The sequence below is a fragment of the Aliiroseovarius sp. S1123 genome (assembly GCF_023015885.1).
In the GTDB taxonomy this organism is placed as follows: Bacteria; Pseudomonadota; Alphaproteobacteria; order Rhodobacterales; family Rhodobacteraceae; genus Aliiroseovarius.
On the sequence record NZ_JALKBE010000004.1, the window covers coordinates 114831 to 128906 of the forward strand.

General features: G+C 58.9%; 17 protein-coding genes. 12 read left to right on the top strand and 5 right to left on the bottom strand.

Annotated elements, in window-relative coordinates; genetic code table 11:
* Nucleotides 1-579: a TetR/AcrR family transcriptional regulator gene (locus MWU53_RS09460; protein ID WP_247092722.1), complete on the top strand. Its 579-nt coding sequence runs from the start codon at nt 1-3 to the stop codon at nt 577-579.
* Between the two features lie 180 nt (nt 580-759).
* Nucleotides 760-1206 carry a cytochrome c gene (locus MWU53_RS09465; RefSeq protein ID WP_281501360.1) on the top strand — a complete coding sequence of 149 codons (447 nt, stop codon included), beginning with the start codon at nt 760-762 and terminating at the stop codon, nt 1204-1206.
* A 140-nt stretch (nt 1207-1346) separates the two neighbouring features.
* Here the strand turns inward: MWU53_RS09465 and MWU53_RS09470 are convergent, their stop codons facing one another.
* Both MWU53_RS09470 and MWU53_RS09475 read right to left on the bottom strand, forming a co-directional pair.
* On the bottom strand, nt 1347-2222 hold the full coding sequence (locus tag MWU53_RS09470) for a DMT family transporter (RefSeq protein WP_247092727.1): 876 nt from the start codon (nt 2220-2222) through the stop codon (nt 1347-1349).
* A gap of 242 nt (nt 2223-2464) precedes the next feature.
* Nucleotides 2465-2728 (bottom strand): I78 family peptidase inhibitor, encoded by a 264-nt coding sequence (locus MWU53_RS09475; RefSeq protein ID WP_247092729.1) that lies wholly within the window; start codon nt 2726-2728, stop codon nt 2465-2467.
* A 111-nt stretch (nt 2729-2839) separates the two neighbouring features.
* Between MWU53_RS09475 and MWU53_RS09480 the strand changes: the two genes are divergently transcribed.
* From MWU53_RS09480 to MWU53_RS09525, 10 genes are all read left to right on the top strand, one after another.
* Complete coding sequence (locus tag MWU53_RS09480) at nt 2840-3952, top strand: S-(hydroxymethyl)glutathione dehydrogenase/class III alcohol dehydrogenase (protein WP_247092731.1); 1113 nt, start codon at nt 2840-2842, stop codon at nt 3950-3952.
* 128 nt (nt 3953-4080) lie between these two features.
* A complete protein-coding gene (gene mbfA, locus MWU53_RS09485) occupies nt 4081-5058 on the top strand; it encodes an iron exporter MbfA (RefSeq protein WP_247092733.1) in 978 nt (325 codons plus the stop codon).
* Between the two features lie 81 nt (nt 5059-5139).
* Nucleotides 5140-5454, top strand: a complete 315-nt coding sequence (locus MWU53_RS09490) for a cupin domain-containing protein (RefSeq protein WP_247092735.1) — start codon at nt 5140-5142, stop codon at nt 5452-5454.
* A gap of 44 nt (nt 5455-5498) precedes the next feature.
* Nucleotides 5499-6425, top strand: a complete 927-nt coding sequence (locus tag MWU53_RS09495) for an AEC family transporter (RefSeq protein WP_247092737.1) — start codon at nt 5499-5501, stop codon at nt 6423-6425.
* Nucleotides 6422-7534 (top strand): NnrS family protein, encoded by a 1113-nt coding sequence (locus tag MWU53_RS09500; RefSeq protein WP_247092738.1) that lies wholly within the window; start codon nt 6422-6424, stop codon nt 7532-7534. The genes MWU53_RS09495 and MWU53_RS09500 overlap by 4 nt, the downstream gene beginning before the upstream one ends.
* A 36-nt stretch (nt 7535-7570) precedes the next feature.
* Nucleotides 7571-8401: an S-formylglutathione hydrolase gene (gene fghA / locus MWU53_RS09505; protein WP_247092740.1), complete on the top strand. Its 831-nt coding sequence runs from the start codon at nt 7571-7573 to the stop codon at nt 8399-8401.
* A 4-nt stretch (nt 8402-8405) separates the two neighbouring features.
* Nucleotides 8406-8858 carry a YaiI/YqxD family protein gene (locus MWU53_RS09510; protein ID WP_247092741.1) on the top strand — a complete coding sequence of 151 codons (453 nt, stop codon included), beginning with the start codon at nt 8406-8408 and terminating at the stop codon, nt 8856-8858.
* A 118-nt stretch (nt 8859-8976) separates the two neighbouring features.
* Nucleotides 8977-9267: a hypothetical protein gene (locus MWU53_RS09515; RefSeq protein WP_247092742.1), complete on the top strand. Its 291-nt coding sequence runs from the start codon at nt 8977-8979 to the stop codon at nt 9265-9267.
* Between the two features lie 131 nt (nt 9268-9398).
* Nucleotides 9399-10253, top strand: coding sequence for a 3-mercaptopyruvate sulfurtransferase (gene sseA, locus MWU53_RS09520; RefSeq protein ID WP_247092743.1), 855 nt, complete (start codon nt 9399-9401; stop codon nt 10251-10253).
* Between the two features lie 3 nt (nt 10254-10256).
* Nucleotides 10257-11441, top strand: a complete 1185-nt coding sequence (locus tag MWU53_RS09525; RefSeq protein ID WP_247092744.1) for an amino acid aminotransferase — start codon at nt 10257-10259, stop codon at nt 11439-11441.
* A gap of 69 nt (nt 11442-11510) precedes the next feature.
* Here the strand turns inward: MWU53_RS09525 and MWU53_RS09530 are convergent, their stop codons facing one another.
* From MWU53_RS09530 to MWU53_RS09540, 3 genes are all read right to left on the bottom strand, one after another.
* Complete coding sequence (locus MWU53_RS09530) at nt 11511-12110, bottom strand: hypothetical protein (protein WP_247092745.1); 600 nt, start codon at nt 12108-12110, stop codon at nt 11511-11513.
* A gap of 216 nt (nt 12111-12326) precedes the next feature.
* Nucleotides 12327-12539, bottom strand: coding sequence for a DUF2892 domain-containing protein (locus MWU53_RS09535; RefSeq protein ID WP_108855228.1), 213 nt, complete (start codon nt 12537-12539; stop codon nt 12327-12329).
* 214 nt (nt 12540-12753) lie between these two features.
* The gene (locus tag MWU53_RS09540) at nt 12754-14061 is read right to left on the bottom strand and encodes an ammonium transporter (RefSeq protein WP_247092746.1); all 1308 of its coding nucleotides are present in this window, start codon (nt 14059-14061) and stop codon (nt 12754-12756) included.
* Between the last annotated feature and the right edge of the window lie 15 nt (nt 14062-14076).

Genomic DNA, 14076 nt, shown 5'->3' on the forward strand with positions numbered 1-14076 from the left:
ATGCCACGTGGGATCGCCCGTGATCACGAAGAAAAACGCGCTGCCATCCGTAAGGGGGCAGCGGCCTATTTCGCGGAACACGGGTTTGACCGCGCGTCAATGACGGCTGCAGCCAAGCATTGTGGGGTCTCAAAAGCGCTTATCTATCATTACTATGACAGCAAAGAGGCCCTGCTTTACGACATTCTGGACCACCACCTGTCCAAGCTGGTGGCCGACGTTGAAGCGGCCCCCGAAACCGACGGGCTGCGGGGTTTAGTGCGGGCCATTCTGCTTGCCTATAAGGGCGCGGATGCCGAGCACAAATTACAGCTGGACAGCCTGACCGTGCTTGAACCGGACCAGCAGGCGCCTCTGGTGGAACTGCAGCGCCGCCTGATCGACATGATGGGTTCTGCATTGAAAGCCGAAGCCCCTGAACGGTTCGAAAATGGCGCGAACCTGCGCGCCGTGACCATGTCGGTCTTTGGCATCTTGAACTGGTACTATATGTGGAACCGTCCCGGCAAAGGGCTGAACCGCGAAGACTATGCCGATCTGGTGACAGATCTGGTGGTTGGTGGCGTCCACGCGCTTTAGTCGCCTCCCTGCCGGTCACACGCATCGCGCGCCCCTCACGGTTTCCGGTTGGGGCCAAAACAACGGCGCCTTCGGCGAACTTCCCCCAAAATTTGGCTGATCACGATCCTGTGATTTCGAAAATAGATGCATATGCATACAATTAGGCAAACGAGTCACCATTTCCTGAAAGGACTAATTATGAAAACTGCACGCATTTTCGCTTTTGCATCTCTTGCAAGCCTCACGATTGCAGGAGGCCTTGCGGCTCAATCAGAGCCCACCAATCCCACCGTGATTAAACGGTCGGAGACCATGAAGGCCATAGGTGGATCCATGAAGACTCTGGCGGGTATGGCCAAAGGCGAAATGGCATTTGATGCCGACAAGGCTAATGCTGCCGTCGCCACCATCGTCGAAAAGGGCATGACGGTCCCTGCTGTTTTCGAAGCCAACGAAACCGACCCCGCGACCGAAGCCCTGCCCGCGATCTGGGAAAACTGGGATGACTTTGCCAAGAAAGCCGACGACTTGGTCATGGCAGCCAAAGGCGTTGCCGAGATCACCGAGCAAGGCGCGATTGGCGCCGCTTTGGGTCAGATCGGCGGCACCTGCAAAGCCTGCCACGACGATTATCGCAAGAAGTAACGCTTGAACCGACCAAGGGCGCACCCGGCAGGGCAAGCCTCATGCCAGAAGTGTTGCTGATCATGTGTGAACGGTAGTGCGATCAGCAACACCCTAATGACTGGTTTGGGCCCATCGTGGCAGTCAAACCGAGACAAGCCTTAAGGAGTTCGAGCGATATTTGTCGTTACGTTTCGTGTGACGCGGCTTCGTGTAACTATAATTGCTATGACGACCAGCGCACAGGCAATGAGTTGAGAGAAGGTTAGGGTTTCTCCGAATGCAAACATGCCAACGAAGAACATCGTCGGAAGTTCGACACTCCCGAAAACTGCAGTGCGCGACGCGCCGATGATTGGCGAGCTTATGGTGTAAATCAACTGTGGGACGAGAGCGGACAAGACCGCAATTCCCAAAATCAACATCCATGTGTCAAAATCTTTGGGCAGAATTTCGGCCGATGTTGAGCTTGCCACAAGGGGTGCCAGCGCCAATACGGATCCCAATGAAACTGAAGCGATCCTTGCAAGCGGGGGTATTCGCGAAAGGCGATGAACAAGCACGCATATGCCAAACCCGAACCCTAAAGGGGCCGCTAGGGAAGTAGCAAGCGTAGCCCACTGGTTAGACGGCACCGCAGAAGGATTACCCGCAATAACGGCAGCCAAAATGATCAAACTAGAAGCAATCAAAGCTCTGCGTGATGGCGTATCAGCAAATAGTGTCCACGCGATAACAACGGTGAAAACGGGGTAGGTCATGTAGAGCACACCAACGGTTGACGCTGGAATCGTCTCGACTGCTGTCACATATCCGATCCAGCCCAATCCCATTGCAGCGCCCGCACATAAGCCCCAGACGAGTTCACGCCACGCTTTCAGCTGGCTTAGAAACGCAGGGAATAGGATCACTGCGGCAATGACATATCGGTAAAAAGCGACTGCATGTGGGACAAGTCCTTGGTCGGTCAAATTTCTGCTGAAATACGGAACGATACCAAAACAGACCGACGCAAATAGCACGCCAAGTGCTGCCATTGCTTGTCTGGAGTTCAGTGTTCTCACATCTGAAAGTGAATCTGTCATATCAGAGAGGTATCACAGACCTAGCATCTGCCAAGGACCGTTTTGTCCGCGATGCCACCGTTCCGAATTACAGCGTCCTTGTAGAAATCAGCGAGGGTGTCGTTGTTGAAAGAGCCTGTCGCGCCATGCGATGTGTTAGACGCACAACACTTCTGGTAAGAGGCTTGCCGGCAGGGCGCGCCCTTTTTTCAGGATCAACTGCACCAGATGCGGTCGATTAATCCATTCTCATCAATGCTGATGTTCAGCCGGTCTGGCCGATAGTCCTGCGTATAGGCCATGCCCGGCTGCAGCACGCGCCGGTTTTCGGGAAGATCAAGATCCGTCAACACCTCGGCGTTTTGCCCGATAAGATACATCAGGTCACCGGCCCCACAATCGCCAAGTGGCTCTTGACCGCTATGGGCGACACAGCCGCTTAGCGTGGCGAAAATCGCACCCAGAAAATACTGTTTCATAAGCTTATTTTCCTGCCAATGTCGCCATGAGACAAGCCAAGGTCGCTGTGCTGTTGAAAAACGGGCGGGTTTCCCCCACCCTACGGACAACACACGAACAGGAGGACCCCCATGCGCACCCGTGCCGCCGTAGCCCTTGAAGCCGGCAAACCGCTTGAGATTATGGAAGTGAACCTTGAAGGCCCGCGTGCCGGCGAAGTTCTGGTCGAAATCAAGGCCACCGGCCTGTGCCACACCGACGAATTCACCCGCTCTGGCGATGACCCCGAGGGGATCTTCCCGGCTATTCTGGGCCACGAAGGCGCAGGCGTGGTGATTGAGGTGGGCGAAGGCGTGACCTCGCTTGAGGTCGGCGACCACGTGATCCCGCTTTACACGCCCGAGTGCCGCGAGTGTGACTACTGTCTGAACCCGAAAACCAACCTCTGCCAGTCGATCCGCTCGACCCAAGGCGCAGGTCTGTTGCCGGATGGTTCGACCCGTTTCTCGATGCTGGATGGCACGCCGATCCACCACTATATGGGCTGCTCGACCTTCGCCAACCACACGGTTGTGCCCGAGATCGCGCTGGCAAAGGTCCGCAAGGACGCGCCTTTTGATAAGATCTGCTACATCGGCTGTGGCGTCACCACCGGCATCGGCGCGGTGATCAACACCGCCAAAGTCGAGATCGGCTCGACCGCCGTTGTGTTCGGCCTGGGCGGCATTGGTCTGAACGTGATCCAGGGCTTGCGCATGGCCGGTGCGGATCAGATCGTTGGCGTCGACCTGAATGACGGCAAAGAAGAAATGGGCCGTCACTTTGGCATGACCGATTTCGTGAACCCCTCGAAGGTGGACGGCGATATCGTTGCCCATCTGGTCGAGCTCACGGGCGGCGGCGCGGATTACTCGTTTGACGCCACCGGCAATGTGAACGTGATGCGCCAAGCGCTGGAATGCGCCCATAAGGGTTGGGGGGAATCGATCATCATCGGCGTCGCCCCTGCGGGCGCCGAGATTTCGACCCGCCCCTTCCAGCTGGTCACCGGCCGCGTGTGGCGCGGCACCGCCTTTGGCGGCGCGTCGGGCCGGACGGACGTGCCCAAGATCGTCGACTGGTACATGGACGGCAAAATCGAGATCGACCCGATGATCACTCACAAGCTGACGCTGGATCAGATAAACGAAGGGTTTGACCTGATGCACAAGGGTGAAAGCATCCGTGCGGTGGTGGAATTCTGATCCACGCGATCATCAAACACAATTGGGGGCTTCGGCCCCCTTTTTTTCTTTCCGGGCGCGACAGAATGTGGACTTGCCTTCCTTTTGCAAACCCCTAAATTAGAACCATTCTAATTCAGGAGCTTTCCATGCTGTCCGCCACCCTGCAACGTCGCCGCTTTTCAGATCTGTCCGAACAGGAAATCCTCGCCCTGGCCATCTCGAACGAGGAAGACGACGCGCGGATCTATCGGCAGTATGCCGAGCATTTGCGCGAGGAATTTCCCTCGTCCGCAAAAGTGTTCGACGGCATGGCCGCGGAAGAAGACGAACATCGCCGCCTGCTGATCGAGGCGCATCAGGCGCGGTTTGGCGATGTGATCCCCCTGATCCGGCGCGAACATGTGGCTGGCTTCTATGCCCGCCGTCCCATTTGGCTTGTCGAAAACTTGGGCCTTGAAACCATCCGGGGCGAAGCCCGCGAGATGGAACGACAGGCAGAGCAGTTCTATCGCAAGGCCGCCGACCTTACGTCGGATGCAAACACGCGCAAGCTTCTGGGCGATCTGGCCGCGGCCGAAGCCGATCACGCCCATGCCGCCGTTGATCTGGAAACCAAGCATCTGGACGAAACTGCGCGCGAGAGCGAAGACGAGGCCGCCCATCGTCAGTTCATCCTGACATGGGTGCAGCCGGGGCTGGCAGGATTGATGGACGGCTCGGTCTCGACCCTCGCGCCGATTTTCGCAACCGCATTTGCCACGCAGGACACGCACACCACCTTCCTTGTGGGCTTGGCGGCCAGCGTCGGCGCCGGGATCTCGATGGGCTTCACCGAAGCGGCCTCGGATGATGGCGAACTGTCGGGGCGCGGCAGCCCCGTGAAGCGCGGCTTTGCCTCGGGCATCATGACCACGCTGGGCGGGCTGGGCCACGCGCTACCCTATCTGATCACCGATTTCTGGACCGCCACGACCATCGCGATCATCGTCGTCTTCATCGAGCTTTGGGCCATCGTCTGGATCCAGAACCGCTTCATGCAAACCCCGTTCATGCGGGCCACGCTGCAGGTTGTCGTGGGCGGCGCGCTGGTCTTCGCGGCAGGGGCGATCATCGGCGGCGGCTAGGCTGGCCTGACATATCTCGGCGACTGGCGATAGCCGAAGCAACGGCCCGAACGCAGGATTGTCACCAAATAGGAGGCGGCTATGTGCGACGCAAAAGGAACTGCCGTAGGAACGGTGTTGCTAGAAAATGACCGGATGCGCGTCACCGAATGGCGGTTTGCCAAGAAGGGTGACAACACCGGCTGGCATCGGCACGCCTACGACTACCTCGTCATCCCGATGTTCGACGGAACCCTCGACATTGATCTGCCAGACGGAACCCGCGTTCAGGCACATCTTAAGAACGGTGTGCCCTATGACCGCAAGGCGGGTGTCGAGCATGACGTCATCAGCGGAAATGACTTCGAATGCGCCTTTATCGAGGTCGAGTTGCTTGAGGATCCCCGGCCTGCCTAAGCGCCGCATGGTCAAGTGAAATACTCCGTGCTAGGGCTTGGCACATGATCGACGTGCTTTTGCAGACCCTTCCGTTTTTTGCCCTGATCGGGCTGGGCTTTGGCGCCGCTGCGCGGGGGTTTTTCCCACCGGAAGCCACAGCCTATTTGACCCGCTTCGTGTTCTATTTCGCGCTGTCGGCCATGTTGTTTCGCTTTTCCGCCAACCTGTCGCTGGCCGAGGTGATCAGTTGGCCCTTCATCTGGGCCTACGCGCTGGGGGGATTGGGCGTCTACATCCTTGCCACCGTGGTGGCACTGGTCCGCAAGCGCGGCGCGCAAGAGGCTGCCATAGAAGCGCAATGCGCGGTGATCGGCAACACCGGGTTTCTGGGCGTGCCGATGCTGGCGCTGCTCTTGGGCGAGGCCGCAATCCCCGCTGTCATGCTGGTTTTGGCCGTCGATCTGTTCCTGTTCAGCAGCCTGATCGTGATCATCATCACCGGCACGCGCGACGGGCGGGTCAGCCCCGCGGTACTGGGGACTGTCGGCAAAGGGCTGGTGTCGAACCCGATGATCGTCTCGATGGCGCTTGGGTTCGCGTGGTCCTCGACCGGATGGGATTTGGCCGAGCCTGTTCAACGGTTTCTCGACCTGCTCGCCGGCGCCTCGACCCCCGGCGCGCTGTTTGCCATCGGAGCGTCCTTGGCCTCGAAATCCGCGGAACGCCTGTCCGTCGCGGGCTGGCTGAGCTTCGCCAAGTTAATCCTGCATCCGCTAGCCGTGGGTGTCTTGGCCTTCATGGTCTTCGATGTCGAGCCCTTCATGGCAGGTGTCATGGTGGCTGCCGCGGGCCTACCGGTGGCGGGCAACGTCTATATTCTGGCGCAACACTATGGGGTGGCCCCGCAACGAGTGTCCTCGGCTATTTTGCTGTCGACGCTGGTCTCGGTCCTGACCGTATCCGCCATCATCGCATGGGTAACATCATGATCCTTCTGACCGGAGCCTATCGCCCGTTCTTCCCCGCTGCAGCTCTGTTCGCCGGGCTGTCGATCCCCTTGTGGCTGATCGCCCATTCCGGAGCCGCGACCCCCGTCACCGACGCTTACCTGTGGCACCAGCACGAGATGCTGTGGGGATATTTGCCCGCCGCGCTCGCCGGTTTTCTGTTCACCGCGATCCCCAATTGGACGGGCCGCCCTGCCCTGTCCCCGATGGCTTTGCTGGCGTTGTTCATCTTGTGGCTTGCGGGGCGTGCGGCGATGTTCGCCGCCCCAGACGCGGCAACCTCGCAGCTACTGACCGCCAGCTTCCTGCCCGTTGCGGCAGCTCTGGCCCTGCGCGAGATCGTGGCCGCGGGCAACACACGCAATATCGTCGTGGTCGCCATGATTGCTGGCTTCTGGGCCGCGCAGATTGTGTTCTTGTGGTTCGACACACAGATCGGCGTAACAGCTGGTTTTGCCGTATCATTGGTCTTGATGACCCTGATCGGCGGCCGCGTCACCCCCGCCTTCAGCCGCAATTGGTTGAAGAAACGCGGCGCGACACGTCTACCACCCGAGTTCGGCACGGTCGACAAATCCGCCCTGCTCCTGACTGTCGCAACGGCGCTTCTGTGGATCGTAACCGACACCAGCATGCTGACGGGCATCGCTGCGGTCCTCGCCGCCTTTGCGCAAGCCCTACGCCTGTCGCGCTGGCGCGGGCTGGCGGTCTGGAAAGAGCCGCTTCTGTTTGCCCAACACGCAGCCTATGCGTGGCTTGTGATCGGGCTGGGCCTTCTGGCAGCGACCAGTCTTGGCGATTGGGACAGCAGTGATCAGGCCCATCACGCGCTGGGGGCTGGCGCCATCGGCACCATGACCGCCATCGTCATGTTACGCGCTTTGCTGGGCCACTCTGGCCGTCCGATCGAGGCGACACGCGCCGATACGCTCTTGTTCAGCGTGCTTCATCTGGGGGCCGCGCTGCGCGTCTGCGCAGGCTGGGTGGACGACCCAACCCTTCTCTACCACGCAGGCGGCACGCTATGGGCCGTTGGCATGATCGCGCTGGCGCTGCGTGCATTCCCCATTGCCATTGCGCCGCGCCTCTAGTTAGGTCGGGACAACATCTTTCGAAAGGAACGCGCCATGGAAACGATTTCGGAGAACGCCTGTTTCGGCGGCACGCAAGGGGTCTATAAACACGCCTCGGACGCCACGGGGACGGACATGACCTTTGGCCTGTTCCAACCGGCCGAAGCACAGGACGGCCCCGTGCCCGTGCTGTGGTATCTGTCGGGTCTGACGTGCACCCATGAAAACGCCATGACCAAGGCAGGCGCGCAGGCATGGGCAGCCGAACAAGGCATCGCGTTGATCTTCCCCGACACCAGCCCCCGCGGGGAAGGTGTAGCGGATGACGACGCCTATGATCTGGGCCAAGGCGCCGGGTTCTATGTGAACGCCACACAGGATCCGTGGGCGCCGCATTTCCAGATGTGGGATTACATCACCGAGGATCTGCCTGATCTGGTCTTCAACAACTTCGCGCTGGATGCGGAACGCCAAGGCATCACTGGCCATTCAATGGGTGGCCACGGCGCGCTGACCATCGCCATGACTCTGCCTGAACGCTTCCGCTCGGTGTCGGCCTTTTCGCCGATCTGCAATCCGACCGCATCGGACTGGGGCAAGAAGCAGCTAGGCGCTTATCTTGGCGACGACACCACCAAGTGGGTTGCGCATGATGCCAGCCTTCTGATGAAGAACGTGGGCTTCGATGGGCCGATGCTGATCGACACAGGCACCAAGGACCAGTTCATCGATCTTCTGAAGCCCGAAACACTGGCCAATGCCATCGCCACCCGCCGGCAAGAGGCCGTGTTCCGCATGCAGCCGGGCTATGACCACAGCTATTTCTTCGTCTCGACCTTCATGGAAGACCACGTCAGCTTCCATGCCGAGGCCCTGTGGGCGTAACCTGATGGCCCTGTATATCGACGCAGATGCCTGCCCGGTCAAAGCCGAGGCCGAGGCCGTCGCGACCCGCTATAAAACCCAGATGTTTCTGGTGTCGAATGGCGGGCTGCGACCGTCGCCGAACCCGCTGGTCGAAATGATTTATGTGCCCGATGGCCCTGATATCGCGGATATGTGGATCGCTGATCGCGCGGGACCCGGCGATGTGGTGGTCACCGGGGACATCCCGCTCGCTGCCAAATGCGTCGAAGCTGGCGCCGAAGTGCTGCGCCACAATGGCGAGCGCTTCACTCAGGCCAACGTGCGCGAACAGCTTGCCATGCGCGACCTGATGGCAGACCTGCGCGCGGCAGATCCGTTCCGCCAAGGCGGCGGCAAAGCGTTTTCCAAAACCGATCGCGCCCGCTTCCGGCAAGCTCTGGACACCGCTCTGCGCCGCTGCGCCACGTCTGGTTAACCTAGACGTAAGCGTCTGTTCACAACACGCTTTCCCCTTAATTCGACTATCTGTCCGTGGTTCGCTTTGGACAAGATCCAATTGGGGCATCGCCCTGAACTGAACTAAGAGGCATATCGTGGAAGCTCTTCTCATCAATCTTGTTTCGGGCGCAATCGGCGGCAACGTCGCTGGCGGCCTTCTGAAAAATCTTAACCAAGGCACGCTGATCAACTCGATCGCTGGGATCGCCGGGGGTGGCCTTGGAGGCTCGATCCTGTCGATGCTGGGCGCGGGCGGCATTGCAGACACCGCAGGCGCGGGTGGCTTGGACATTGCGTCCATCCTTGGCCAAGTGGCTACGGGTGGTGTTGGCGGAGGTGTGTTGCTTGCTGTGGTAGGCGTTGTGCGCAACATGCTGGCGAAATAAGCACCAAAGTTATTTAGCGAGTGGTGGGGAGGCTTCGGTCTCCCCTTTTTTCGTGGGCAGCTCGACGCAATTACTTGCCTATCGGTGCGTCCGGGACTAGGCAGTAATGAACACTGACCGGAGGGAAAGCCATGCCGCATAGCGACCCGAAAACGCTGGTCTCGACCGACTGGCTGGCGAAACATTTGAAAGACCCGGATCTGCGCATCCTTGATGCCAGTTGGTACATGCCGGATATGAACCGGGACGCGAAGGCGGAATATGACGCCGCGCACATCCCCGGCGCGCGCTATTTCGACATCGATGAAATTGCCGACCTGCGCTCGGACCTGCCACACACGATGCCTCCGGTGGAAAAGTTCATGTCCCGCGTGCGCGCGTTGGGCGTGGGCGACGGCCATCAGATCGTTGTTTATGACGGTATGGGCCTGTTTTCTGCCGCCCGCGTCTGGTGGATGTTCCGCCTGATGGGTCACAAGGACATTGCCGTTCTGGATGGCGGTCTGCCGAAATGGCAAGCCGAGGGCCACCCGACCGAAGACATGCCTCCCGTCATCCGTGACCGCCACATGACCGTCACCCGTCAGGCGCACATGATCAAGGACGTGACACAGGTTGCGGCTGCCTCGAAGCTTGGCGACTACGAGATCATTGACGCCCGTGGCGCAGAACGCTTCCGCGGCGAGGTTCCGGAACCCCGTGAGGGTTTGCGCGCCGGGCACATCCCGAACTCGAAAAACGTACCTTTTGCCACGCTTCTGAACGCGGACGGCACGATGAAATCCCCCGAAGACACCCGCGCAATTTTTGAAGCCGCGAATGTCAATCTGGACAAACCCGCCATCCTCAGCTGCGGCTCGGGCGTGACGGCCGCGATCCTTGCGCTTGCGCTTGAGCGTCAGGGCCATGACCGCCACGCGGTCTATGACGGCAGCTGGTCCGAATGGGGCATGTATTCCGACCTGAAAGTCGAAACCGGAGAGTAGACGATGTTCACCAACCTGAAAGCCCAGCCCAAAGACAAGATCATGGCGCTGATGCAGCAGTACCGCGAAGACCCGCGCGAAGGCAAAATCGACCTTGGCGTTGGCGTTTATAAGAACGCGCAGGGTGTCACCCCTGTGATGCGCGCTGTCAAAGCCGCCGAGAAGGTTCTGTGGGACGTTGAAAGCACCAAATCCTATACCGGTCTGGCCGGCGATCCGGCCTATGGCAACGCGCTGACCAAGCTGGTTCTGGGCGACGTGATCCCGTCCGAGCGCCTGTCGATGGCTGCCCAACCCGGCGGCACCGGCGCGATCCACCAAGCGGTCGAGCTGATCAAGATGGCCTCGCCCGACGCCACGATCTGGCTGTCGGCACCCACCTGGCCGAACCACCCCTCGATCATCAAGCATCTTGGCATGAACATGGCCGAGTACCGCTATTTCGACAACGAAAGTCGCGCGGTTGATTTCGACGGGATGATGGAAGACCTGAAGGGCATCAAGGCGGGCGACGCTGTGCTGCTGCACGGTTGCTGCCACAACCCGACCGGCGCAAACCTGACCCTGCCCCAGTGGAAAGAGGTCGCGGACCTGATCGTTGAAAAAGGCGCGACCCCGCTGATCGACATCGCCTATCAGGGCTTTGGCGACGGTCTGGAGGAAGACGCGGCTGGCGTGCGCCTGATCGCACAAGCCGTGCCGGAAGCGATGATCGCGGCCAGCTGCTCGAAAAACTTCGGCATCTATCGCGAGCGTACCGGTCTTCTGACCTGCATCTCGGAGAACGCCGAGCAAGCAGGCGTGACCCAGCAGAACCTGACCCACCTGAACCGTCAGAACTTCAGCTTCCCGCCCGATCACGGCGCCCGTCTGGTGACCATGATCCTTGAGGATGAAGGTCTGAAAGCCGACTGGATGGCCGAGCTGGAAGAGGTTCGCACCGGGATGCTGGCCCTGCGCGAAAAGCTGGCAGGTGAACTGCGCGCCCGCTCTGGTTCAGACCGCTTTGGCTTTATCGCCGACCACCGCGGCATGTTCTCGCGCCTCGGCGCCACTCCCGAACAGGTCGAAGCCCTGCGCGTGGATCACGGCATCTACATGGTCGGTGACAGCCGCATGAACATCGCGGGTCTGAATGAGGAAACCGTGCCGTTGCTGGCAGCAGCGATTGTGAAGGTTGGGGTTTAGGCCCTAACCGTTAGCAAAAACACTCCAAAGGTTGGGGCTAAGGCCCCAACCTCTTTTCAAAGAACTGCCTTACTCCTGACCAGAATCAAACGGTGCAGGATAGAGTGATTGCACAAAGCTCTCGTGCGCTTTCTGATGGCCAGAGTGATAAATCGTCGAGTTCTGATCTCTGGTTTGGGCTATCAAAAACCGGCCATTTTGGTTTGCGAACGTAAAGGCAAACACGCCGTTTGCACCGGCAGAGACAACCACGTGTTTACCGTCGAGGTTGCCAATTGATCCTTCGGTAGACAAAAGCGCCAAGCCCCGTAGTCCATCGTGCATTGTCTGATTGCCAATGAACGCTAAAACATTGTTTAGATCCAAAGTTCCATTGCGCCTCTGGAGGACACTGAACTCGGCAAGGTATTCACCTTGCACAAATTCAGGAAGATCATAGCGACTCTCATCTACATCCGGCAAACGAGACCAAACGGATGGCAACGCGCACACCTCTCCGTGCTTACCTGTCGGGGTGCAAACTTCACCGACTTCGTCGTCAAACCTCCAAAACCCATCATCGTAGATAAGGGCTGGGCCACCCTTCACTTGAACATTTGCGATCACTTCGCGGGCAGACGCCGCAGAAGCTGCAAGCACAATACACAACGAGAAAAGAGCTAATTTCAAAACGAACTTCCGATTTTTCCATTCAGACGAGCCACCGTGCTCGTCATCAAAATCAACCTACGGTTAGTATCACACTATTTCAAGTCGGGAGCCAAGGTCCCAATGGTGTTTCGATTGCGAACAAACGAAAAGAGGGCCTTCCAGCCCCCTTCGGAAATCTAGCGTCCAGTTGCATAAAAGCGCTGCGAGGACGACAGAGGACCATTGCCCTCAGAATTAAGTGGCAGGTCTCAGCCCGAGCTTCACGAGAATTCTTGTCAAAGGACAAAAGCCCGTCAGTCCGGCTTGGAACAGATTCAGGCCAACGAAAGCCGTGAACCAAAGCCAGCTCACCGAGGTGATATCGATCTGCCCATTGGCTTGAGCCAATCCAAGGCTGATCAGAACGAACAGTCCTGCGATGGACATTGTTGCGCGTTGTGCATTCATTTTCGCTATCCAGTATCTTTGTGACCTAGTTGCACCCTCTATCACATATTATTTTATGAATGTGAAGACTTGTCATTGTCGCAGCGCAGGCCGTGAACGGCATAGGGATAACGCAAAAAGAAAAGGGGACCTTGCAGCCCCCTTTTCCACCCTGTTGGCCTTGGCGTTTGCGCGGCCAGCGTGTGCCGGGGGTTAATCCCCCGGCGTTTATGTCTTACCCGTTGGTGAATTCCGGGTAGGCTTCCATGCCCAGTTCGGACATGTCCAGTCCGTTCACTTCTTCCTCTTCGCTGACCCGCAGACCCATGGTGGCCTTGATGATCGAGAAGAAGATGTAGCTTACGACGAAGACGAAGATGCCGATTGCCAGGAAGCCCATGATCTGGGTGCCAAAGCTGGCGTCGGTGTTGGTCCAAGCCACGATGAATGTACCCCAGAAGCCTGCAACCAGGTGTACCGGGATGGCACCAACCACGTCGTCGATCTTCAGGCGGTCCAGCAGCGGCACCACGAAGACCACGATCGCGCCACCTACGCCACCGATGATCAGCGACTGGAACAGCGTCGGGGCCAGAGGCTCGGCGGTGATCGAGACCAGACCAGCCAGTGCGCCGTTCAGGGTCATCGTCAGGTCGACCTTCTTGAACATCAGCTGGGTCATGATCATCGCAACCACAGCACCGGCGGCAGCAGCCATGTTGGTGTTGGCGAAGATACGTGCCACGTCCGAAACATCGCTGATCGTGCCCATGGCCAGCTGCGAGCCGCCATTGAAGCCAAACCAACCCAGCCACAGGATGAACGTCCCCAGAGTAGCCAGCGGCAGGTTCGAACCCGGCATCGGGATCGTGCGGCCGTCTTTGTACTTGCCGATACGCGGTCCCAGGATCAGGACACCCGCCAGAGCTGCGAAGCCACCTGCTGCGTGCACCAGTGTCGAGCCAGCGAAGTCCGAGAAGCCAGCTTCCGACAACCAGCCGCCGCCCCACTGCCAGCTTGCTTCGATCGGATAGATGAAGCCGGTCAGGACAACAACGAAGGCCAGGAAGGGCCACAGTTTGATACGTTCAGCCAGCGTACCCGATACGATCGAGGCCGTGGTGGCACAGAACATCAGCTGGAAGAAGAAGTCCGATGCGCCCGAGGCATAGCTTACGTCCACGGCATCAGCAGCAACCCCAACCGGGTCAAGCGAGGTCACGGCGAAGAACGGGCCAAGCCAGCCTTCGACCAGCCAGTCACCCGGATACATGATGCCGTAGCCCGCCAGCCAATACATGATCGCCGCGATCGAGAAGAGCGCGATGTTTTTGGTCAACTGCATGGTCACGTTCTTGGAACGCACCAGACCAGCTTCCAGCATGGCAAAACCAGCGGCCATCCAGAAGACCAGAATGCCGCCCAGAAGGAACAAGACCGAAGTCAGGATGAAACCGGTGTGTGGCGCGGCTTCGCCTTCTGCGAAAGCCAACCCCGGCAGTGCGGCCAACAGGGCCGTCGAAATCAGAAGTTTGCGTGTCATCGTCTGTCCTTTCAC

Excerpts from the sequence above, each read along its gene's own strand:
- MWU53_RS09460 (WP_247092722.1), top strand. The coding sequence starts at position 1 with ATGCCACGTGGGATCGCCCGTGATCACGAAGAAAAACGCGCTGCCATC.
- MWU53_RS09465 (WP_281501360.1), top strand. The coding sequence starts at position 760 with ATGAAAACTGCACGCATTTTCGCTTTTGCATCTCTTGCAAGCCTCACG.
- MWU53_RS09470 (WP_247092727.1), bottom strand. The coding sequence starts at position 2,222 with ATGGCAGCACTTGGCGTGCTATTTGCGTCGGTCTGTTTTGGTATCGTT.
- MWU53_RS09475 (WP_247092729.1), bottom strand. The coding sequence starts at position 2,728 with ATGAAACAGTATTTTCTGGGTGCGATTTTCGCCACGCTAAGCGGCTGT.
- MWU53_RS09480 (WP_247092731.1), top strand. The coding sequence starts at position 2,840 with ATGCGCACCCGTGCCGCCGTAGCCCTTGAAGCCGGCAAACCGCTTGAG.
- mbfA (WP_247092733.1), top strand. The coding sequence starts at position 4,081 with ATGCTGTCCGCCACCCTGCAACGTCGCCGCTTTTCAGATCTGTCCGAA.
- MWU53_RS09490 (WP_247092735.1), top strand. The coding sequence starts at position 5,140 with ATGTGCGACGCAAAAGGAACTGCCGTAGGAACGGTGTTGCTAGAAAAT.
- MWU53_RS09495 (WP_247092737.1), top strand. The coding sequence starts at position 5,499 with ATGATCGACGTGCTTTTGCAGACCCTTCCGTTTTTTGCCCTGATCGGG.
- MWU53_RS09500 (WP_247092738.1), top strand. The coding sequence starts at position 6,422 with ATGATCCTTCTGACCGGAGCCTATCGCCCGTTCTTCCCCGCTGCAGCT.
- fghA (WP_247092740.1), top strand. The coding sequence starts at position 7,571 with ATGGAAACGATTTCGGAGAACGCCTGTTTCGGCGGCACGCAAGGGGTC.
- MWU53_RS09510 (WP_247092741.1), top strand. The coding sequence starts at position 8,406 with ATGGCCCTGTATATCGACGCAGATGCCTGCCCGGTCAAAGCCGAGGCC.
- sseA (WP_247092743.1), top strand. The coding sequence starts at position 9,399 with ATGCCGCATAGCGACCCGAAAACGCTGGTCTCGACCGACTGGCTGGCG.
- MWU53_RS09525 (WP_247092744.1), top strand. The coding sequence starts at position 10,257 with ATGTTCACCAACCTGAAAGCCCAGCCCAAAGACAAGATCATGGCGCTG.
- MWU53_RS09535 (WP_108855228.1), bottom strand. The coding sequence starts at position 12,539 with ATGAATGCACAACGCGCAACAATGTCCATCGCAGGACTGTTCGTTCTG.
- MWU53_RS09540 (WP_247092746.1), bottom strand. The coding sequence starts at position 14,061 with ATGACACGCAAACTTCTGATTTCGACGGCCCTGTTGGCCGCACTGCCG.